Raw genomic sequence first — 22,749 nt, forward strand, 5'->3', positions numbered from 1 at the left:
CCGTACCATCGGTATTTACTTCCTGACCGTCGTTGATGCCGTCACCATCGGTGTCCGCATTGTTCGGGTCCGTTCCGTTGGTGGTCTCCTCGGCCGTGGTCAGCCCGTCGCCGTCGCAGTCGTCGGTCGATAATGGAGTTCCGCCTACGGAATCACAGCTATCGAGTGGGTCCGTACCGTCGGTGTTCACTTCCTGCCCGTCGTTGATGCCGTCACCATCGGTGTCCGCATTGTTAGGGTCGGTACCGTTGGTGGTCTCCTCAGCATTTGTAAGTCCGTCGCCGTCACAGTCGTCGGTAGCCAGTGGCGTGCCGCCTACGGAATCACAGCTATCGAGTGGGTCCGTACCATCGGTGTTCACTTCCTGCCCGTCGTTGATGCCGTCGCCATCGGTGTCCGCATTGTTCGGGTCCGTACCGTTGGTGGTCTCCTCCGCCGTGGTCAGCCCGTCGCCGTCGCAGTCGTCGGTAGCCAGTGGCGTGCCGCCTACGGAATCACAGCTATCGAGTGGGTCCGTACCATCGGTGTTCACTTCCTGCCCGTCGTTGATGCCGTCGCCATCAGTGTCCGTATTGTTCGGGTCGGTACCGTTCGTGGTCTCCTCCGCCGTGGTCAGCCCGTCGCCGTCGCAGTCGTCGGTCGATAATGGGGTTCCGCCGTTGCTATCACAGCTGTCCAGTGGGTCCGTTCCATCGGTGTTCACTTCCTGTCCGTCGTTGATGCCGTCACCATCGGTGTCCGCATTGTTCGGGTCCGTACCATTGGTGGTCTCCTCCGCCGTGGTCAGCCCGTCGCCGTCACAGTCGTCGGTAGCCAGTGGCGTGCCGCCTACGGAATCACAGCTATCGAGTGGGTCCGTTCCATCGGTATTCACTTCCTGACCGTCGTTGATGCCGTCACCATCGGTGTCCGCATTGTTCGGGTCCGTTCCGTTGGTCGTCTCCTCCGCCGTGGTCAGCCCGTCGCCGTCACAGTCGTCGGTCGATAATGGGGTTCCGCCGTTGCTATCGCAGCTATCGAGTGGGTCCGTACCATCGGTGTTCACTTCCTGTCCGTCGTTGATGCCGTCGCCATCGGTGTCCGCATTGTTCGGGTCGGTGCCGTTGGTCGTCTCATCCGCAGTGGTCAGCCCGTCGCCGTCGCAGTCGTCGGTCGATAATGGGGTTCCGCCGTTGCTATCACAGCTGTCCAGTGGGTCCGTTCCATCGGTGTTCACTTCCTGTCCGTCGTTGATGCCGTCACCATCGGTGTCCGCATTGTTCGGGTCGGTGCCGTTGGTCGTCTCCTCCGCAGTGGTCAGCCCGTCGCCGTCACAGTCGTCGGTAGCCAGTGGCGTTCCGCCGTTGCTATCACAGCTATCGAGTGGGTCCGTACCGTCGGTGTTCACTTCCTGCCCGTCGTTGATGCCGTCACCATCGGTGTCCGCATTGTTAGGGTCGGTACCGTTGGTGGTCTCCTCAGCATTTGTAAGTCCGTCGCCGTCACAGTCATTTGTTGGCTCACTCAAACAATCGTCAACTACAATAGTTACATTACCCGTATCGCAATTGGAAGCATTTAAAGTTTCGCATATTTGATAAATGACCGTATAGGTGCCAGGTGTAGAATTAGCCGGAACGTTAATTATACCATCACTATCAATGGTTACACCTGTCAAACCTCCATCTGAATTAATAGAATGCGTGAGGTCTGCATCGTTCACGGCTACTCCGTTCAAGGTGTCATTAGCGGTGGCATCTCCTGCATCTCCACCTAAAATTTCATTAATAGTAACTCCAGAAAAATCGTCGTCGTTGGCCACGATAGCCGGAGCATTGACAACTACAACTGCAGTTGCCGTATCGCAGTTGGAAGTATTCAACTTTTCACATATCTGATAGACCACGTTGTAGGTTCCTGCGGCAGTACCTGCCGGAACGCTTAACGTACCATCTGCAGCAATAGTTACTCCCGCCAATCCATCATTATCAGTAACCGTAATATCTATCTCAGTATCGTTTACCGCTGCACCATTTAGGGTGTCATTACTTGTGACATCGCCTGCGCTTCCTCCAGTGAATCCATTCACTGCCGATAAATCTGCCGGAGTGGCATCATCATTCGCTACAATAGCTGGAGCATCTACAATTACAACAGCAGTTGCCGTATCGCAGTTGGAAGTATTCAACTTTTCGCATATCTGATAGACTACGTTGTAGGTTCCGGCAGCAGTACCAGCAGGAACGCTTAACGTACCATCGGTAGCAATGCTTACACCTGTTAAGCCATCATCATCAAATATGGTAATATTTATATCCGCGTCATTTACAGCAGTTCCATTCAGGGTATCATTTGCCGTAACATCGCCTGCGTTACCACCCACATAACCATTAACACTGCTTAGGTCTGCGGGCGTTGCATCATCATTGGCAGCTATGACCGAGGCATTTACCGTAATGGTCGCTGCGGCCGTATCGCAATTGGTAGGATAGGCTTTTTCGCATATTTGATACACTACATTGTAGGTTCCGGCTGCGGTACCTGCGGGAACTGAAATAATTCCATTAGCATCAATCGATACCCCTGTAATACCTCCATCATTCGTAATGGTAATATTCAAATCGTTATCGTCTACCGCCACTCCATTCAGGGTGTCGTTGCCAGTTGCGTCACCTGCGTTACCTCCTGCAAATCCGTTAACACCCGTAAAACTGTCCGCCACTGCATCGATTACCGCGGCCGAAGCATCTCTATAATCAACCTCAGCTGTTGCGTCATTTTGCACATTCGGCAAGGTACTTGGGTCATCAATGGTTCCATTTGGATCCGAATAATCAACCGTTGCATCGGTATTGTCATCTAAACCATCACCATCGGCATCATTATTTGCCAAAGTCAAGCCAGCCTCAACCGTATCATCGGCGCCTTCATTATCACTGTTCAAGTCAAGGTAGTCAGGATTGTCGGTACCGTCAGTATTCTCAGGATCAATACCTCCAAGATAGGCTGAATTCACCCCTTTATTGGTAGTATATGTAGCCGCGTCATCTGCATTTGGAGTCACATATCCCAAGGTTGTCTGCGCCTCTACATTATCTGGTAAGCCATCTCCATCACTATCCAAATCAAGGTAATCAGGAATTCCATCAGCTACGGTTTCAGAGTCGGACACCGTGTAATTGACCGTACCGCTGTTACCTTGACCTGCTGCTTGAACAGAGTTTGGAATACCATCTTGGCCGACCGCAGCGGTTAAAGCGCCATTTGTATGTGCTTGATCATGCCCCGCTTCTACAACGTCATAAATACCATCATTATCACCATCTAAATCAAAATGGTTAGGCACACCATCGCCATCGGTATCAAAAATATCGACAATTCCGTCTCCATTGGCGTCAGCACCAAAATCGAGATCTCTATAGTTTACAGTGCCATCTCCATCGTTATCAGCACTCGGGTCTATACCTCCCGAATTTTCTGCAGAATCTAAAATACCATCATTATCATCGTCTAAATCGGCAACATCTGAAATACCATCGCCATCATAATCATCAAAACCAATTTCTCGATAATCAACTTCGGCAGTTGAAACTATGTCATTATTCGGCAAATCTGAAGCACCATTATTCTGATCGTCATTCACATCAAAAGTTCCACCAGTGGTATCAACATCATCATAATCATCTAAAAGACCATCACCGTCAGCATCGTTATTGGTGGCGGCAGCTGCAAAACCAGCTTCCAATGTATCCGATTTAGAATCATTGTCAGAATCAAGATCTAAATAATCATTTATACCATCAGAATCTGTATCGACCACCATGAGACCCTCATCACCACTGCCTTCATAGGCATCTAAAAGACCATCACTATCACCATCAGATGTTCCTGGGGCTATGTAAGATGTTGTTGCTTGAGCTTCTACGTTATCAGGAATACCATCGTTGTCAGAATCAATATCCAATTCATCTGATATACCATCATTATCACTATCAATACCATCATTGACAGTAAATACTGGCGCCGTACCAGGTCCGGATTGATTTCCATTCGAACCTGTATTACTTGCCGTGTTATTTGGGTCGAACAAACCATTGATACTACATACATCTAGCTTCAATGAGCCTAAATGGGTATTTGAAATAAGGTTCAATGCATTGGAGACAAATGACAATGTTAAATCATCTGTATTGTAATAATTGAAATAAACTGCCAGCCTCGCGCCAGGGTCAACACCTGACCACGTTTCATCAGGACCTAAGAATGTTGTCTTACCAGTCGCCAAATTATTAGTTGTGGTAATCAAAGTATTACTGTCAACCGCATAAAGACCTGGTTGGTTAAGTACCACACTTTCTTCAAAGTTTGCACCATCAATATCGGCAATAGTTCCTCCTATTCTATTCACATTATACTTGGTCAAAGTACCTGTAAGTACAAATTGAATATTGAATTCCATTTGAAATTCTTCGTTCAAAGCAATTGGGTTGCCGCCATACTCCATATTCCATATATCATCACCAGGAGTTTTCTCAATATTGAAAGAAGTAATATTTGCCGATCTACCTGTAATAGTTATTATGGCATCTAAAACATTACCATCGACCGTTCCAACATTAGAAAAACGGTACTGATCCCCAATAGAACCATCATTTGTACCACCAACATCTGTTGGTGTTCCTGTAAACACGAATGAAGGTCCGTTACAAGGGTCTCCCAAGTTTGAAGTAGGTTCGAACCCTAAAGATTCAACAGAATCGAGTATACCATCATTGTCATCATCCTTATCAATTTGATTATCGATAGTATCACCATCTGTATCAATTGGAGTGTACGGCACATTGGCATCTCTAAAATCAACTTCACCAGTTGCCGGATCTTGGTCGTTAGGTAAGTTGGTCACATCTTGACCGTTGTTTGTCGCCCCATTGACATCTTCCAAGCCATCTGGAGCCGAAATACTTAAATCAAAAGCATCATCCAAACCGTCATTATCCGAATCAGTACCTGAAGCCGTTGTGTCTTCAATATTATCACCATCAGTATCGTATGCCTCGATCAAATCGCTCAAGCCATCGTTATCAGAATCAGTATCTCTGTAGTCAGGATTATCAGTTCCGTCAGTATTTTGAGGTTGAGCTATCGAGACACCTGAACCTGCAGAGGTTTCATAATTATCGGCAAGACCATTACCATCACTATCTGCTGAAGGACTTAAATAACCTGAAGTTGATTGCCATTCGATATTATCGACAATACCATCATCATCGCTATCAAAATCAAGATAATCGGCTTGACCATCACTATCTGTGTCTTGCACATTGTATATTGGCGTACCTCCATTATCAAAATCAAAATTGTCATCAATTCCATCTCCATCGGTATCATTATTCGCCAAGAAAATGGCTCCAGAACTTGGTTGGGCCTCTAAAATATCTTTAATTCCATCTCCATCAGAGTCGATATCCAAAAAGTCTTGATTACCTGTACCATCGCTATTCACTGGCGGATTACTTACCCCCGCTCCATCAACGCCACCATCCTCAACGATGTCAGGAATTCCGTTGGCACCAGGAGCACTTTCTGCTGGATCAATTCGACCATTTTTATCTATATCAAAACTACCGTTTCCTGACTCGACCACATCTGGTATTCCATCATTATCACTATCTAAATCTAAATAGTTAGGTATACCATCATTATCGAAATCATCTAAACCTTCATAGGTATCTAAAATACCATCGTTATCATCATCTTCATCTACGTTATCGGCAATTCCATCACCGTCATTGTCCAATCCATAGGTCTTATTGGCAGTGGCCGTACCTGTATTGCCAGCACCATCTGTGCTTGATACAGAGCCATTAATGGTCAAATCAGAATCAGAAACCAATCTATCGCCAGGTACATTAATACTAAATACGCCTGAACCATCAATTGAGCCTGTAAAATTGCTGCCATTAATTGTAAGGGTTACAATGTCGCCCGACAAGAATTCGCCAGTTACAGTACCAGTTATCGGGATAGTTGTACCTGCCTCAGTTGAACTGATTAAATTATCGGCCGTGATATCGTCTATTACCAAAACCAATGCAGGAGGCACCACATCATCAACCGTTACAGTTACGGTTGCTGTGGATGTGTCAATATTGGCATCTGTAATGGTATAATCAAAAGTGTCGGTACCCACGAAGCCATTAGCAGGAGAATAAATAACGGAATCATCGGTCGGATCGTTCGGGGTTCCATTGTTGTTCACTGAAACTACACCGCCGTTTGTTGAACTACCAGATGGCAAAGTAATGGCGCCGTTATTGGCCCCATCGCCCCCGAAGTCATCAGGACCGTTACCGTTATCAGCTAAGACAGCAATATCGTTATTCGTAGTATTTTGATCAACGGATACATTATCATCTTGTGCAGAAGGGGTGTTGTTCGCTCCTACATTTACGGTAGCGGTTGCAATATCGCAATTTGAAGGATTGGCCACCTCACAGATTTGGTAGTCTATTGTATAGGTTCCCGTATTCGTATTGTTTGCAACATCTAATGAGCCATCTGAATTGATGGTCAAAGGACCGTTTGTCACTGGGGTAACCGTAACATCTGTAGGGTTAAGAGCAGCTCCATTGAATTCATCATTGTCTAAAACATTGATAACATCCGTTGCACCGAAAAAGCCTTGTACCGCAGTAATACTTGCAAAATCGTTAAGAGCATCTACATTATTAATTACCGTTAAAGTAGCTTGCGCTTCTTCAGGACAAGGATTATTGGTATGAAATACCAAGACTTTATAAATATTTCCATTATCACCAAAAGTGACATCATTCACCACTAATGTAGCATTCGTCTCTCCTCCTATATTATTAAAACTAATTCCTCCGTCAGTGCTTACTTGCCATTGATAACCTAGACCTGCATCTGCATTGGTATCATAATTTGGTGTACCACTCGTAAAACTTGATGCTGACAAGGCCGATGCACCAACAGTAAATGTAGCATCATTACCAAAAGAAGTCTCTTGATCGGTCGGAGCTGTGTCAATCGATGTTTGCACCGCTGTTCTCTCAGCACCTGTTGAGCCAGTATAGCCGCCTTGACCCGTTACTTGACCGTTCGCATCGACAGATACCGGTGAATTGCCCAAGTACCCATCATTGTCACCATCTGAATGACCAGCCTCAACAGTATCAAAACAACCATCGTTATCGGCATCAAGATCATAGAAATTGGCAAACCCATCGCCATCAGAGTCGTAGCCCGCTTCTATGAGACCATCATCGTCACCGACACTTGGGTTACCGTCATCATCATCTAAATAATAAGGAACTCCATCGCCATCAGAATCTTGCCAAGGTGAAATAGACCCTGGGTTTTCTTCACTATCTAGAATGCCGTCATTATCATTGTCTAAATCGCCTCCAAAAACATAGCCATCTCCATCAAAATCAAAAGGTGAGGTTGTAGCCAAATCACATGAGAATCCATCATTTTGACTACCTATAGGAGAGTTTCCTATATAGGTTACCGAAGGTGCAGTTGCCGTATTATAGTCGTTTACAATGTAGAAACCACCATCATTATAAGTGAAATACATGTTGCCCAAGGCATCAACGAATTGAGCTCCTGCAAAAGTTCCCGTTAGATTTGTTGAACCAGCAACAGCCTCTGTAGCGACAGTAATAGGGTTAGCTGTTAAATCGATAGTATATAAATTACCTCTATTAAAGGCATAGGCCGTCGTGCCGACGATGACTATGTCACCTGGGACGGCATTACCACCTGGAAAAACCGGGTTTAATGGAATGGACTCATATTCCAGAGTATTCAAATCTAACTTGTACATATGCCCGCGGAATGCAGCGCCAGCAGCAAGCCCCCAATAAATACCGCTGGAATCGATATAACCAGAGCGCATTTCAGTTGGAAAAGCTGTAGGTTGAGAACCGTTGAATGCGGTAGGTGTACCATAGATTTCAATGGTGCCGGTAGCATCCATCACATATATATCACCTTGGAACACACCATAGGCATAGTTGTTCAATGTACTATAGCCTATACCATTTATATTATCTGTATTACTACCTATTGGCACAAAACCCTGAGAAATCGGATCATATGAGTTCAACTGACCATTAGCCACAATGTAGAATGAATCATCACAAGGAAAAGCGGTACTGGTTCTAGTATCGCAAGAATCCCCTATATTATCACCATCTGCATCAACAAATGCCGGATTTAACGGATTACATTCATCACATATAATACTTTCTTGTGTATTATCTTGAGAAGTACCTACACCTTGAGATGTTCCTCCAGGCAATCCGTTTCCATCTATCGCAGCAATCAGTCTGTCATTACCATCTATATCTGAATAATCATAGCTTGTAGTACCCTCTAGAGCATCAGGACACCCATCTCCATCTGAATCGGTATCTTGATAATCAGGAATGGTATCGCCATCGGTATCTTGACAGTTGGTCACTCTGGCTTCATCAAAATTCAAGTTTTCATCCATGGCAACTACATAAGAGTAAGTACCAGGAGTAAGAGTAATTGTACGCTCTATAAAGAGCCAAGGTGTGTTTTGCGAGTCGCCAAAAGAGTCGATTGTAAAATCACCTGTACCCGAAACTAAGGAGCCTCCGGTGCCTACACCCGAATAAATGGATATGCTACCTACCCCGGACAGATTGTCACGAGCCGAGAAATAACCACTATAGGTTACTGATGAAGTGGTTGTAATCGTAAATGATTGATAAAAATCATTGGATCCATTTACGATATCTAGATAATGTTGCAAAGTACCGGCACCAGTTGCTGAATTTGCGTCTTCAAATGGCCCACCAGCACCATAGTCAAACCCACCAGCACCATCTACTTGAACCACGTTGGCCTGGTTTCCTGAACCCAAAATCCACGGTGAGATATCAACAGGAAAATTGTTTCCATTATTAAGGCCAGAAATATTCTCAAAACCACCCTGCACCAATAAATTAGTACATTCATCAATATCGATTATACCATCATTATCGTCGTCATCATCGCAATAATCAGCAATTGAATCACCATCGGTGTCAGCGTAATCAGGATGATTAGGAGAACATTCCGAACACTCTGAAGCTTGTTGACCGTTATCATTTGATGTACCTACATCTTGAGAGACCCCTCCTGGAACACCCTGGGCGTCTACGCTAGCAGTTAATCTATAATTGGTATCTAAATCAGGATAGTCATGATTATCACTACCTTCTAAAGCATCAGGGCAGCCATCGTTGTCCGAATCAGAATCCAAATGATTTGGGATACCGTCATTATCAAAATCAACTTCTAACGGAAGACCGCAGAACCCCCCCGCAAAACGTACTCTTTGTTCATTGACAGCCCCACCTGTAGACGCCGTGTAACCAAAATAGACATTGTTTTCTCCCGCAAAATAGTCGGTTACCAAATCGCCAGTGAAAACCCCTGCCAAAATATCATCAACATAATATCTTATGGTTTGCGATGATGCATTCCAAATTACATTGACAGAATGCCAAGCACCATCTTCAAGGTTACCAAAATCAACTGCGGTCGTCAACAGGCCCGCACCACTTTGTTGGTCGGTATCCCAAATCATGGTGTGATCGTTAACGATATCCCCTTCGTTCGCGCTATTAAAGTAGGTATCCAACTCTAAAACAATACCGTTTTGGATACCAGCTGCACCCATACCTATGCCATTGGCACCGATGGCTGTAGAACCCGCGGGATCATTGTGGAAAACCATCGCAACCCCATCAGCACCACCATCGTTATTTCCCAAATAGGCTTCGAAAGTGAAATTGAAACTTTTATTGAAATCAATGGTATTAAAAGAGAACGCTTGCCCAGATTGATCGTTTATTGCTTCCGTCAAACGTACTTCAGTTGGCGAAGTTTGAACTCCTGTACCATTAATTGAAAATATGTCACCAAACTCATTATTGGTACTTAGAAAGTTTTCATCGCAATCTAAAATACCATCATTATCATCATCTAAATCTACTATATCACCCACTGAATCCCCATCCGAATCGGTTTGGGTACCATTAAGTGTTATATATAGATTAGCCGTATCAGAATTTACCCCATCAGACAATCTATATTCAAAGGTTTCTGTTAGGGACTGACCATTTAAAAGGTTAGCAACAGCCGGGTTACCGGTATCAGGGATATAGGTATAGCTACCATCAGAAAAAACTGTTATAGAACCATAAGTTCCTACATAGCTGCTACCAATATTTGCCGCACTACCATCAATCTCCGATATTACAATGTTGGGATCGGCACCCTGCCAATATATATCTGAAACACCCGCAATCTGAGTTCCTTGATCTGCATCAGTGGCATTCGGCCCATAATTATAACCTATCACAAGTTGATCGATAGGTTGGTCAAAAAACACATTGACATTTCCGGTAGCGTCACTTTCAATGGCTGTGCCAATACCATAATATGTATTACCACCTGCATCTAGAATCCCCCCAGTTGTTGTTACCTTGAACGATGATTGGGTTCCAGCCAACGAACCCGAAACAGTTACTTGGTCTTGCCAAGAAGTGCCTTGAGAAAAGTCGATATCGGTCAATAGAAAACCTAGGTTGTAAACGGGTTCACTAAAATCAATAATAAGCTCAGTATTACTTGAGGGACTTGAGTTCGCATTAATAGCGTATAGTAAATATCCAAAGTGTCCTCCGTTGGTTCCAGTTTGATAAACTGTTTGATTCTGGTCAGGAATTCCAATACCAGAAGGGTCCGTGGAAGTAAAGTTCAAGGTAACACCGGAAATAGTTCTTGTCTGACCATTTACAGGAGCAGACAGTCCAGCATACACACCTCCCGCAGCACTGAATTCGTTCTCCCAAGTCAATTGTGATACGCCTCTATCAACAAAATCCGCTCCACCAGAATCTACATCAGTAATAAGATTACCCGTGGTATTATTTTCTACAAAAACATCTATTTCGTCAGTATTATCTACTGCTACTGGGTTTTCGTCTACACCATTAATGGTAATTGTAAGTATGCCATAATCAGTAATATCGTTTTGATCCTTTACGGTATAGGAAACAATATCTTGAAGGCTCTCTCCATTTCTTAAACCTGTAACCGCTGAGTTTGTTTCGTCAACATCATAAGAATACGTACCATCCATATTAATGGTGAGGGTACCATACAGCGTTTCGTAGGCCACACCAACTTGATCCTCATAAACGTCTACCTCAGATACCGTTAACCCGGTACCGGAATCAGCACCATCGGTCAATACATTACCCGTTATCGCACCAGGGTTATTAGCTATTATCGAGTTCGAATCATCGACAGCCACAGGACCATTGGAATAAACCCTAATTGTAGTGGTAGCCGAAGCAGTCTGAGAATTGGTATCCGTAACCGTAAAATCAGCAGTTCTTACTCCGTCGGTGGGCGAATTGGTATTATTGCGGTAATACAAACTATTTAATAAATCTATAAAATCATCATTTGGAATCGTACCGCCAGAAAGTTCCGTAAAAGTAAAACTGTTAAAATTTTGTACCATTCTAATGACAGTACCATTGACAGTAAAGTCATGTGTTGCAGATGCTGTTGTAAAATTAAATTGTACAGGGCCGTTTGTAACGTATAAAAATTCTGTACTATCAAGATGACCAGCAAACGATAGTGTAACGCTGTTTATCGTGTTTGTGTCCGAAGTTAACGACGGTACTAGCGAAATTGGAGAAATATTACCCGTGGTCGGTCTGAATTGAACTTCATGATTGACACCTGCGGTAAACTCGTTCAAGTCAATTACCACCCCAGCAGCAGTAGAATTACTTGAAACAGTCCAAGGAGAAAAAGAACTTACTCCATTTACACTAAGAAGATTATTGTTTTGATCAAATGATGCAGCCCCTTGAGCCTGCCATCTATCTGTATTCGTATCATATCTAAATGCAGAAAGTCCGCTTTCTCCTGCAATTGGAGTTTCGGAGTCTGTATAGGAAAAAGTAAGATTGGCGGTACCCGAACCCGATTTATCTAATTGCCAAAACCTATTGACCGAATTGTTGGTTAAATCGTTGCCGTCACTATCAAGCATATTGTTTACCGTTTCAGGCTGCGTTGGTAAAGGAAGCATGTCTAGGCCTACCGGATAAGTGGATACGGTAATCATCCCTAAATCACCAGATGTCCTTTCTATACTTAGTGGAATGGGCACACCTGAATTGCTTCCGAATGGTACATTATAGGTGCCTCCCGTCGCAGAAGTTTGCCACTGAACCTTACTGCCATTCAAGACATCTTCACTGACTATATAACCGCCACTCTCAATTAGTGCCCCAACTACCGAGTTGGTAATCTGTAAAGTGTTTGAATTTAAGTCTAACTTTGAATTGTTTAAATCTAGAACTCCTAGATTCGGCCCTGAAATATGCCCCCCCACAATAGTATTTACCTCTAAGGTTGTCTCATCTACATCTAATATCAAATTGTAAAAAAGTGTAGACGTGGTACCCCCTATCGTTACCGGTGTAGCCGCACTAAAACTTACGGTTCCGTCAGAGTCCGTTGTAAAAATTTGACCTGAAGCATTATTATTGAACCAATTACCGCCGACACTGATTAGCGAGTTGTTCTTAATAGAGGCCTCACCCGAAACGGTCACATGACCGTTATCGATTCTCACAGATGCCCCGTTGGTCACCGACACGGTTGCACCAACAATGCTAAAGCCTTCTTGCGGAAATACAAGGAAGACGTTGAGAAATAAAAGTATTGATAGAAAAGATACAGTTTTCATTTGGGAAGCTTAAAAGTTGAAAAAATCAAAGGGAAGGCAGACAGAGGGCTATCTTACCTCTACCTGTACTAGACCAAGACCAACCTGGGTAACAATGCCCCCATTGGCTTGACCTACAAGTCTTAATTGCACATCATCTTGTGCTGCAGCATCAATATCAACCCATGAAGTGGTCAGCAGACCATTTACGGTAATTGAAAGTCCTGGACCGAAATTTGAAGAATTCAAAGGCAACCAAGTAGAACCGTCTGTTGAGTATTGTAACGAAAGGGTCAATCCAGAACCAAGGCCTAAAGTAAGGCCAGTTACATTGGCGGTAACCCTCACTTGTTGAGCGTTAGAAAGATCCATTCTGAACCGATGAACCGTTAACCCCAATAACTCCGTCGGGTTCAAGAAACCTACATTCAACCACAATACGGGCTCGATACCCGAAAGTATGGCCATTGTATTTGAGGTTACCGAATTATACAATTCATAGGGGCTACCCCCTACGAACATTACCGTATTGCTTACATCTGTATTATATACCATTAAACCATCAGGAGGGCTGCTCAAAGCGCTTACCTGTGCAGTAGTCATTCGAGGAATCAATAACCCACCAGTGGTGGATTCAATATCCAAAGCAGCGGCGGCATTGGGTGTTAATGTGTTGATTCCTACCGACTGGGCGGTGGCCATCGACACTGAAAATAATAAACAAAAGCCTAATAAAGAGAGATTAAGCTTGCGTCGGTTAAGTGTGGGGAGCATCTTAAAATTTTTCATAATTATTGGTTTACCAGATTTAATTCAAAAAATATATTTAAAACATAATTTGTAGGATATTACAACAAATACTTAAAACAAACATAAAAATCATAAGCGACAGACGTAATATTTTGTTGTATTATCCTACAATTTTGAAGTGAACATATAAAAATTTGTGGTATCCCCTTAACTCCTTAATAACAGTTATTTACGATTTATTTACTATAACGTTTTCGTGGAAAAATGGGTTTTATACCTAAAAAATGGACCTTTAAACTAGATTTCAAGGAGCTATTTTGTAGGAATACTTAAAACCTAATCCCAAAGTTTATTTTTCCTACAAACTTGATTTTAGGTATTATCTGTGAAGCGTGATCAAAAGGTCTTTTACACATTCTTTTAAGTGAAATACTTACCCATCTTTGGCATTTAATCGACTAGCACATATTCAACAAGATTCGAACACAAAAAACGTTTCCCTAAAAGACTAGGTTTTCATCAGTTTTCATTAAAAATTGTACCTTTAAAAGCTTCTAAACCACTATTGCAATGCAGCGGAGATCATTTATTAAATCAGGCCTATTAAGTTCTTTAGCACTAACTACGCTACCCACTTGGGCCAACGGTAAAGATTTTGAATATTCCATACTTGAGTTGATGGGTAAAACAGATATCAAACTCTATGGTAAAGACATCAATCTGAGAAAAGAGGCCCACGACGCATTTGTAGAAATGAAAAAGGCTGCCTATGAAGATGGTATCGACTTAAAGAACATCTCAAGCTACCGTAGTTTTGAACGCCAGCGCTCCATTTGGGAGCGTAAGTTTATCACCTATACCGAGGAGCAACAAATGCAGCCCATAGATGCCATTGACAAGATTATCGAATACTCCACCATACCCGGCACAAGTCGCCATCATTGGGGAACCGATATTGATATTGTCGATGGTTATCAGAAGGTTTCGGGAGATGTACTAGACCCCAATAAATTTGGTGAAGGTCAGCCTTATTATGATTTCAAAAAATGGATGGACGAGCACTCTAAAACTTTTGATTTCTACTTGGTTTATACCGACGAACCAGGTCGCAGAGGTTTTAAATATGAGCCATGGCACTACAGTTATGCTCCCATTTCCAAACCCATGTTGACCGAGTTTAGAAGAAAGAATATCATGCAGCTACTTACACAAGAAGAGTTCGAGGGTTGCGAGCACTTTACCGAAGGCTTTCTTACCAATTATATTGAAGACAACATATTGGATATCAATACCGAACTATTGTAAGTCTTTCGTATATTGTTTTAGTATAGAACACTAATATTATGGGAAGAAGTAGTTGGAAAATCCGCATTTTCATCGGCTTGGCCATTGTGGCCTTTGCCTTTGTAAAGAGATGCAGTAGTAAAGAAGAAAACCCCTATACCGGAAGGGTTCAGACCATTAACATGACTGCTGACCAAGAGATTGCTATCGGCATACAGAGTGCGCCTGAAATTGCACAACAATATGGTGGGTTATACCCTGATGAACGAATGCAGGCCTTTGTAGATAAAGTGGGCAACCGACTGGTTCAAAACAGTATTGCCAGAGAAACACCCTACCAGTACGATTTTCATTTACTTGCCGATGACCAGACCATTAATGCCTTTGCTTTGCCAGGTGGGCCCATATTCATAACCTATGCCCTTTTCAAACAACTTAATGAAGCGCAGTTAGCTGGGGTTCTTGGCCATGAAATCGGTCATGTCATTGGCCGTCATTCGGCAGAGCGCATAGCTGAAGGAGAGTTTTGGCAGACCTTATCAACCGGGGCGTCGGTAGGTGGCGACCTTGGAGGGTTAGTAGGCGGTATCGGCCAAAACACATTACTTAGCAATGGCAGAGACGATGAACTCGAAAGTGACGATTTAGGTGTGTTGTTTATGATACAGTCTGGGTATCGACCTGAAGAGATGATTGAAGTTATGCAAGTGCTGAAAGATGCTGCAGGCCCTAATAGAGTGCCAGAATTTCAAAGTACGCACCCTGACCCTGAGAATCGAATAGAAAAAATCAGGGAATCTATCGATAAATACCGCAATCAATAGTTTCCATTTCTTTTAAGGATGCTTATCAAGCCTCGTAGGTCTTTTCTGCGAGATTGTAAAATTCCTTTGAAATACTGTTAATTTCGATGAACCGCAGCTTTAGCTCTCCGAAGCGAGCACTGAAATATCTATCTTTACCACATCCCAAATTTGCTGAATAGCCTTTCCTTGAATTTGCCCTTATAGCTTTGATTTATTAATCATCCGGCTTGAGAACCCGGTATTGAAAATGAAACTATATGGGAACTTTAGTTCGATTTAAAAATCTTTATGTTGAGGCATTTGATGACTGCAAACCTGAAATCTTGGTTTTATTATTAAAAGCCTACTCAGTTTTTAGTGCGGTCATGATTTTACTGGCAATGTATGCTTTTATGCATAGGGCCGTAAATGGTTTCGAGTTCTAAGACAGTTATTCTGTCGCTCTTTTATGCAGAAACACTAAGTTGAAATGAAAATGAAAAAACCCGGATCTCGAGAAATCCGGGTTTATTTTTTTAATAAGTCGATGTACTAACTACCCATTGCAGTTTCCAAAACCTGAAGTGCCTCCACAGCGTTTGACAGCTCTGCATATTTCTTCACCGAGTAACCTTTATCACTTTTTATTTTTAGGTTGGCCCCATTATCGATTAAGAGTTGTAAAATCTCCGGTTTGTTATAACGGGCTGCGTAGATGGCCGGGGTCATACCCAATGATTTTTGATTAACATCTTCACCTAAATCGATAAGCTTTTTTACCGTATCGATATCGCCTTGCATAATCGCTTTACAAAAAGAACTTACATCTAAAGATTTTAGGTTCTCAATCTTTGCAGTTGAAATTTCAGATGTGGGTTCAGCTGCCTGAATACCAAAAGAGATGGCTAAACAAAATAATGCTGTGGAAAAAACAGTTTTTTTCATGATAAATGATTTTTTGATTGATGAATGAGTTGATTGTTATATCGTAATAGACGACCTCTTTTCGATAATGTTTCAACATTCGGGCAGAAATACACCGTATTTAACAAGCTTTAGCTTCTCCTTAACTTCGTTTTAAGAAACATATAGGCCTTCTATAAAATGTGTATTCACTATTTCTTTCAAACACATACTTTATATAATGATTAAAAAATGGGCGATTTATTGTAGAATGCCCCATTTCACAGTACTTTTGAAATTCAGTAAAAGTTAAAAGAATGAATAAAAAAGTTATTTTGATGATACTTGACGGATGGGGAAAATCACCTGACCCAAAAGTATCCGCCATTGATAATGCAAATACGCCGTTTGTAGACTCCCTTTATAAAAATTATGCCAATGCCAACCTATTGACCGACGGAATGAACGTAGGGTTACCTGAAGGTCAAATGGGTAATAGTGAGGTCGGACATATGAATCTAGGGGCCGGTAGAATTGTATATCAAGATTTGGCGAAAATTAACTTGGCCGTTAAAGAGAACACGTTGAAAGATGAAAAAGTTTTGCAAGAGGCCTTTTCATATGCCAAACAGAATAACAAAGCGGTTCATTTTTTAGGTCTGGTAAGTAACGGTGGGGTACACAGTCACATCAATCATCTTAAGGGCCTTATAGATGCCGGTTACGATTATGGGCTTCAAAACATGTTCGTTCATGCCTTTACCGATGGCCGCGACGTTGACCCAAAAAGTGGAAAAGGCTTTTTAAAAGAAGTGGTCGACTATTCAAAAGATAAAAATGCAAAGCTGGCGACCGTAGTGGGGCGTTACTTTGCCATGGATCGCGACAAACGTTGGGAACGTGTTAAAAAGGCATATGACGTTATGGTCAATAACGTAGGTACTGCCTCAGACGACGTTGAAAGCACCATTCAAAAAAGCTATGAAGAAGGAATCACCGATGAGTTTATAGAGCCAATCGTTATGGTCGATAATAATGGTGACCCAGTAGCAAAAATAAAGGAAGGTGATGTTGTCATTTTCTTCAATTTTAGAACAGATCGCGGGCGAGAACTGACACAAGTTCTTAGTCAAGAATGCATGCATGACTATGAAATGCATAAAATCAAACTACACTATGTGACCCTTACCAATTATGACGAATCGTTCAAGGGGGTTCATGTAGTCTACGATAAAGCGAATATAAGGGAAACGCTGGGCGAAGTTTTGGAGAAAGCCGGTAAAAAGCAAATTAGAATTGCGGAAACTGAAAAATACCCACACGTTACCTTTTTCTTTAACGGAGGTAGGGAGGTACCTTTTGAAGGTGAAGAGCGTTTGCTATGCCCATCACCAAAAGTGGCGACCTATGACCTTAAACCTGAAATGAGTGCCTACGAAATCAGAGATTCCATCATTCCGGAACTAAGAAAAGGGGAAGTAGATTTTGTTTGTCTCAATTTTGCCAATCCGGATATGGTAGGCCATACAGGTAACATGAATGCCGCCATCAAGGCATGCGAAGTGGTTGATGAATGTGCTCAGGCTGTAGTAACTACAGGCCTAGAGAATGGGTATACTTCGATTGTAATTGCCGATCATGGCAACTGTGATACGATGATCAATCCTGATGGTAGCCCCAATACTGCCCACACCACCAATCCTGTTCCTCTTATTTTGGTGGATAAGGATTTAAAATCCATCAACGATGGGGTTTTGGGCGATATAGCACCTACCATTCTGAAATTGATGGGAGTACCGCAACCAGAACTTATGACAAGACACGCCTTGGTATGATAAAATACCTCTAATTGCGTACCTTTGCCGCTATGGTAAAATTAAAGACTCCTGAAGAGATAGAATTAATGCGCGAAAGCGCTTTGGTAGTATCCAAAACCTTGGGTATGTTGGCCGCTGAGATTAAACCAGGGGTCACTGCCCTTTCTTTGGATAAAATGGCCGAAGATTTCATTCGGTCAGAAGGTGCAGAACCAGGCTTTTTGGGCATGTACGGTTTTCCGAACACCCTGAACATGAGCCCCAACGCGCAGGTAGTTCATGGTATTCCCAATAAAGAACCTCTAAAGGAAGGCGATATAATCTCTGTAGATTGTGGGGCCCTTAAAAACGGTTATTATGGCGACCATGCCTATACTTTTGAAGTGGGAGAGGTGGAAGCAGAAACCAAGAAGTTATTGAAAGTAACCAAAGAGTCTCTTTATATCGGAATTAGGGAATTTCGTGTTGGCAATAGGGTTGGAGATGTGGCTTTTGCCATTCAGAACTATTGTGAGAACCATGGCTATGGCGTTGTTCGTGAGCTTGTGGGGCACGGACTCGGAAAGAAACTACACGAAGGCCCGGAAATGCCCAATTACGGAAAAAGAGGTAGAGGCAAAAAATTTGCCGAAGGTATGGTGGTGGCCATTGAACCCATGATTAACATGGGTACCCGACGCATCAAGCAATTACGTGACGGATGGACCATTCTTACTGCTGATGGAAAGCCCAGCGCCCATTTTGAGCATAACGTGGCGATTGTAGACGGAAAACCAGAACTTCTCTCTACCTATCAATACATATATGAAGCGTTAGGCATTTCGAGCGATGAAGAAGATGAATTCCGCCAAAAGAAACTTGTTCTTTAATTTCAACCCTTCTTAAAGAACATATTTCACATACGTGTCAAAACTTTTTAAATTCTTTCTCAATCTCATTCCAAGGCCTTGGCTTATAAGCCTTAGTTATTGGGTACGCCCCCTATTTGCGTTTTGGATGAAAGGCAAAAAGTACACCGATCCAATCGACGGAAAAGGTTTTAGAAGCTTTCTGCCGTACGGTTATGAAAACCCCAGAGAGAACGTACTATCACCCTCTACCCTATCTTTAGAGCGACACCGACTGCTTTGGCTTTATCTTCAAAGCGAGACCAACTTTTTCAGCGCCCCGTTAAAAGTGCTTCATTTTGCACCAGAGCAACCATTTTATAGGCGCTTTAGAAGATTGAAGAATCTAGATTACACCACTACAGACCTCAATTCGCCTTTAGCCGATGTAAAGGCTGATATTTGCCACCTTCCTTTTGATAATAACAGTTTTGACGTTATTCTTTGCAATCATGTATTGGAACACATACCGGATGACTCGAAGGCTATGAGTGAGATGTTAAGGGTTTTAAAACCTGGTGGATGGGGAGTTTTTCAAATACCGCAAGATTTGAAACGTGAAATTACTTTCGAAGATAATTCTATTACCGACAAAAAAGAAAGACAAAGAATCTTTGGCCAATACGACCATGTTCGCGTGTATGGTAGGGATTATTTTGACAAGTTAAGAGGTATTGGTTTTGAGGTAGAAGAGGTGGATTACACCCATATTCTATCAGAAAATGAACTGGATAAATATCGATTGGCCAAGGGGGAAATAATTCCCGTTGTCAGAAAACCAGTTTAGTTCTTAACAATCAGCTTTTCAAAACCAGGGCTCATAAACTCCTGAGTCTCGCCATTTTCATCTAGATAGATAATATAAGCCTCCAAATCTTTTTGTGAAGTAAGCAACTTAAGGGCTTCGTCTAAATCCATGGCCATAAATGCGGTCGCATACGCATCGGCGGTTGCACAGTTATCGGCCAAAATGGTGACTGCCAATGTATTTGCATTTTTGGTAAAACCTGTAATGGGATCAATGGTGTGAACGTATTTCTTACCGGTTTCCTCATCAATGCGAAAATGTCTGTAATTACCGGAAGAAGCCAAGGCCCTATCCTCTAATCGTATAGTGGCCTTTAATTCGCGCCCCTCTTCTACTTGAGGGTCATCGATACCTACCACCCATTCTTTCTGTTTCAATTGATTGATGCCCTTGGCAACCAATTCTCCCCCAACCTCCAAAAGGTAGTCATTTACCCCGTGACGATCCATCAATTTGGCCAGTCTATCGATTGAATAACCTTTGGCGATGGCATTGAACTCCAAATACATATCAGGAACCGATTTCTTAACAGTGCCATTATCCAAAAGACTGACTTTATCGAAACCAACTCTATTTAAAAGCAATGAAACGGTACTACTGTCCATTTCCATTTGCTCTCCGGCACCAAAGCCCCATGCATTGACCAAGAGGCCTACCGTAGGATCAAAATAACCACCCGTCTTGTCATAGATTGATTTTGATAGGTTGAATACTTCCTTGAACATACTATCTACTTTAACACCTTCTTCCCCTTTATTAATACGGGAAATATCAGACTCAGGTATATAAGTGGATAGTGACCTGTTTATAGCCCCAAAAGTAGAGTCAATTTCTTGCTGAAGGTCAAGTGAGCCGTTGGTGGTCAGATAAATCAAGTTGTAGGTAGTTCCTAAAGCGGCGCCGTGGCTTTCATTTCTTGTAATTTCAGGTGCCGATTCTTTACACCCAGCAACCATCAATATAATAGCTAAATAAAAAAATCTCTTCATTTTAAATTTCAATCATCCCCCGATAATCAACAATATATTCTTCATTTAGATAAACAGGCAAGTTTCTATCTTGTGCATTGGAAAGACCCACGCCCGCGTAATAAGTACGTGCCTCATGCTTATCGGCATGGTCTTTCATCTTATCCATAAGGCTCTCATCATATTGATTAGGATCCTCAGGAAAAGGCACATACCTCACCACGATAAAATGCAACTCTTTGTCTTTTAGGCAAACGAATTGTGGATTTTTCTTTGGTTTACTGTTCACGCCCATAAATTCAAACCCTTCGGACTCTAACTGCCGCCCAACAATATTCATTGCCAGGTTATGTAGTTCTTGTTCTGAAAGTTCTCTTGCCATATCTATTTAGCCAAAAAAACCGATGTTCATCACATCGGTTCCCTTGTTCTTTATGTACTCTGTTTTTCTTAGGATAAATGAATTATCCACCGAAATCATCAAAACGTATATGTTCGTCAGGAATACCGAAATCTTCACCCATTTTTTGAACTGCTTTGTTCATCAACGGTGGTCCGCAGAAGTAAAGCTCAATATCTTCAGGAGAGTCATGCTTGCTCAAATAGTTATCAATTACACAGTTGTGAATGAAACCTACGAACCCGTCTCCTGGAGCGTCTATATCTTCTTTCACCTTCCAATTATCTTCTTCTAAAGGCTCAGAAAGTGCCAAGTAGAATTTAAAGTTCGGGAAGCTTCTCTCTAACTCTCTAAAATGCTCTAAATAGAATAACTCTCTTTTCGAGCGACCACCATACCAATAAGTAACCTTTCTATTGGTCTGTAAGGTCTTGAACAAGTGATATAAATGCGAACGCATCGGCGCCATACCGGCACCACCGCCTACATACAACATTTCAGATTCAGACTCATTAATGAAGAATTCACCATAAGGTCCTGAAATTACAACATCATCGCCTTTCTTCAACGAGAATATATAGGATGAGGCTACACCAGGGTTAACGTCCATCCATCCGTTTTTAGAACGATCCCATGGTGGGGTCGCAATACGAACGTTCAACATAATCTCTCTACCCTCAGCAGGATAAGAAGCCATTGAATAGGCACGCTCGACCAATTCAGGGTTCTTCATCACCAAAGGCCAAAGGTTGAACTTATCCCATTCAGCCTTGAACTTGTCCGGGGTTTCGTGCTCCTCTGGGTGAGCAGTAATATCAATGTCAGCATATTTAATCTCACACTGTGGCACCTCGATTTGAATGTAACCACCGGCCTTGTAATTCATATCCTCAGGAATCTCAACTACAAATTCCTTAATGAAGGATGCCACATTGTAGTTACGAACCACTTTGGCATTCCATTTTTTAATACCGAATACCTCTTCTGGTATTTCGATTTCCATGTCTTGCTTTACTTTGACCTGACAAGCCAAACGTGCACCGGCATTCAATTCTTTCTTAGAGAAGTGAGGTGTTTCAGTTGGCAATGCCTCACCACCACCAGATAGTACGTGACATTCACACTGAATACATGTTCCACCACCACCACACGCCGATGGTAAAAATACTTTTTGGTTACCAAGCGTTGAAAGCAGAGAACTTCCTGAAGCTACCTCTACTTTTTTCTCGCCATTAATGGTAATGGTTACAGGACCTGAGGGAGATAATTTCTCTTTGGTGAAAAGTAATAATGCCACCAAAACCATTAAGAGAATTAAAAATGCGACTACTGTAATAAGTATAGTTCCGCCGGTACTTGCTGCTAATAGCAT

12 protein-coding genes are annotated in these 22,749 nt (G+C 42.6%); 6 read left to right on the forward strand and 6 right to left on the reverse strand.

The features are described from left to right. Both IL356_RS18490 and IL356_RS18495 read right to left on the reverse strand, forming a co-directional pair. Nucleotides 1-12,796, reverse strand: a 12,796-nt coding sequence (locus IL356_RS18490) for a lectin-like domain-containing protein (RefSeq protein ID WP_192466575.1), incomplete at its 3' end; no start/stop codon positions are given. 48 nt (nt 12,797-12,844) lie between these two features. Continuing rightward, the gene (locus IL356_RS18495; protein ID WP_162987818.1) at nt 12,845-13,564 is read right to left on the reverse strand and encodes a hypothetical protein; all 720 of its coding nucleotides are present in this window, start codon (nt 13,562-13,564) and stop codon (nt 12,845-12,847) included. A 531-nt stretch (nt 13,565-14,095) separates the two neighbouring features. Here IL356_RS18495 and IL356_RS18500 point away from each other — a divergent pair. The 3 genes from IL356_RS18500 (at nt 14,096) to IL356_RS18510 (ending at nt 16,040) form a co-directional block, all read left to right on the forward strand. Further along, a complete protein-coding gene (locus IL356_RS18500; RefSeq protein ID WP_121848009.1) occupies nt 14,096-14,830 on the forward strand; it encodes a M15 family metallopeptidase in 735 nt (244 codons plus the stop codon). Between the two features lie 38 nt (nt 14,831-14,868). Further along, nucleotides 14,869-15,633: a M48 family metalloprotease gene (locus IL356_RS18505; RefSeq protein ID WP_121848008.1), complete on the forward strand. Its 765-nt coding sequence runs from the start codon at nt 14,869-14,871 to the stop codon at nt 15,631-15,633. A 239-nt stretch (nt 15,634-15,872) separates the two neighbouring features. Then, nucleotides 15,873-16,040, forward strand: coding sequence for a DUF6747 family protein (locus tag IL356_RS18510; protein ID WP_162987817.1), 168 nt, complete (start codon nt 15,873-15,875; stop codon nt 16,038-16,040). A 106-nt stretch (nt 16,041-16,146) separates the two neighbouring features. Here IL356_RS18510 and IL356_RS18515 read toward each other — a convergent pair whose 3' ends face one another. After that, nucleotides 16,147-16,539 carry an ankyrin repeat domain-containing protein gene (locus IL356_RS18515; RefSeq protein WP_121848007.1) on the reverse strand — a complete coding sequence of 131 codons (393 nt, stop codon included), beginning with the start codon at nt 16,537-16,539 and terminating at the stop codon, nt 16,147-16,149. Between the two features lie 275 nt (nt 16,540-16,814). Here IL356_RS18515 and gpmI point away from each other — a divergent pair, with 275 nt between their 5' ends. The 3 genes from gpmI to IL356_RS18530 are packed head-to-tail and all read left to right on the forward strand — an operon-like array spanning nt 16,815 to nt 19,988. After that, complete coding sequence (gpmI, locus tag IL356_RS18520; protein WP_121848006.1) at nt 16,815-18,332, forward strand: 2,3-bisphosphoglycerate-independent phosphoglycerate mutase; 1,518 nt, start codon at nt 16,815-16,817, stop codon at nt 18,330-18,332. Between the two features lie 32 nt (nt 18,333-18,364). Further along, complete coding sequence (map, locus tag IL356_RS18525; protein ID WP_121848005.1) at nt 18,365-19,183, forward strand: type I methionyl aminopeptidase; 819 nt, start codon at nt 18,365-18,367, stop codon at nt 19,181-19,183. A gap of 34 nt (nt 19,184-19,217) precedes the next feature. Then, nucleotides 19,218-19,988, forward strand: coding sequence for a class I SAM-dependent methyltransferase (locus tag IL356_RS18530; RefSeq protein WP_121848004.1), 771 nt, complete (start codon nt 19,218-19,220; stop codon nt 19,986-19,988). On the opposite strand, the gene IL356_RS18535 is transcribed toward IL356_RS18530, so the two are convergent. From IL356_RS18535 to nqrF, 3 genes are all read right to left on the reverse strand, one after another. Beyond that, nucleotides 19,985-20,998, reverse strand: coding sequence for an FAD:protein FMN transferase (locus tag IL356_RS18535; protein WP_121848003.1), 1,014 nt, complete (start codon nt 20,996-20,998; stop codon nt 19,985-19,987). The two genes, IL356_RS18530 and IL356_RS18535, sit on opposite strands and share 4 nt — an antisense overlap. 1 nt (nt 20,999) lies before the next feature. Further along, nucleotides 21,000-21,359 carry a Na(+)-translocating NADH-quinone reductase subunit F gene (locus tag IL356_RS18540; protein WP_121848002.1) on the reverse strand — a complete coding sequence of 120 codons (360 nt, stop codon included), beginning with the start codon at nt 21,357-21,359 and terminating at the stop codon, nt 21,000-21,002. An 82-nt stretch (nt 21,360-21,441) separates the two neighbouring features. Further along, nucleotides 21,442-22,749, reverse strand: coding sequence for an NADH:ubiquinone reductase (Na(+)-transporting) subunit F (nqrF, locus tag IL356_RS18545; protein ID WP_121848001.1), 1,308 nt, complete (start codon nt 22,747-22,749; stop codon nt 21,442-21,444).

Origin of the sequence: Euzebyella marina (assembly GCF_014855515.1) — a bacterium.
In the GTDB taxonomy this organism is placed as follows: Bacteria; Bacteroidota; Bacteroidia; order Flavobacteriales; family Flavobacteriaceae; genus Euzebyella; species Euzebyella marina.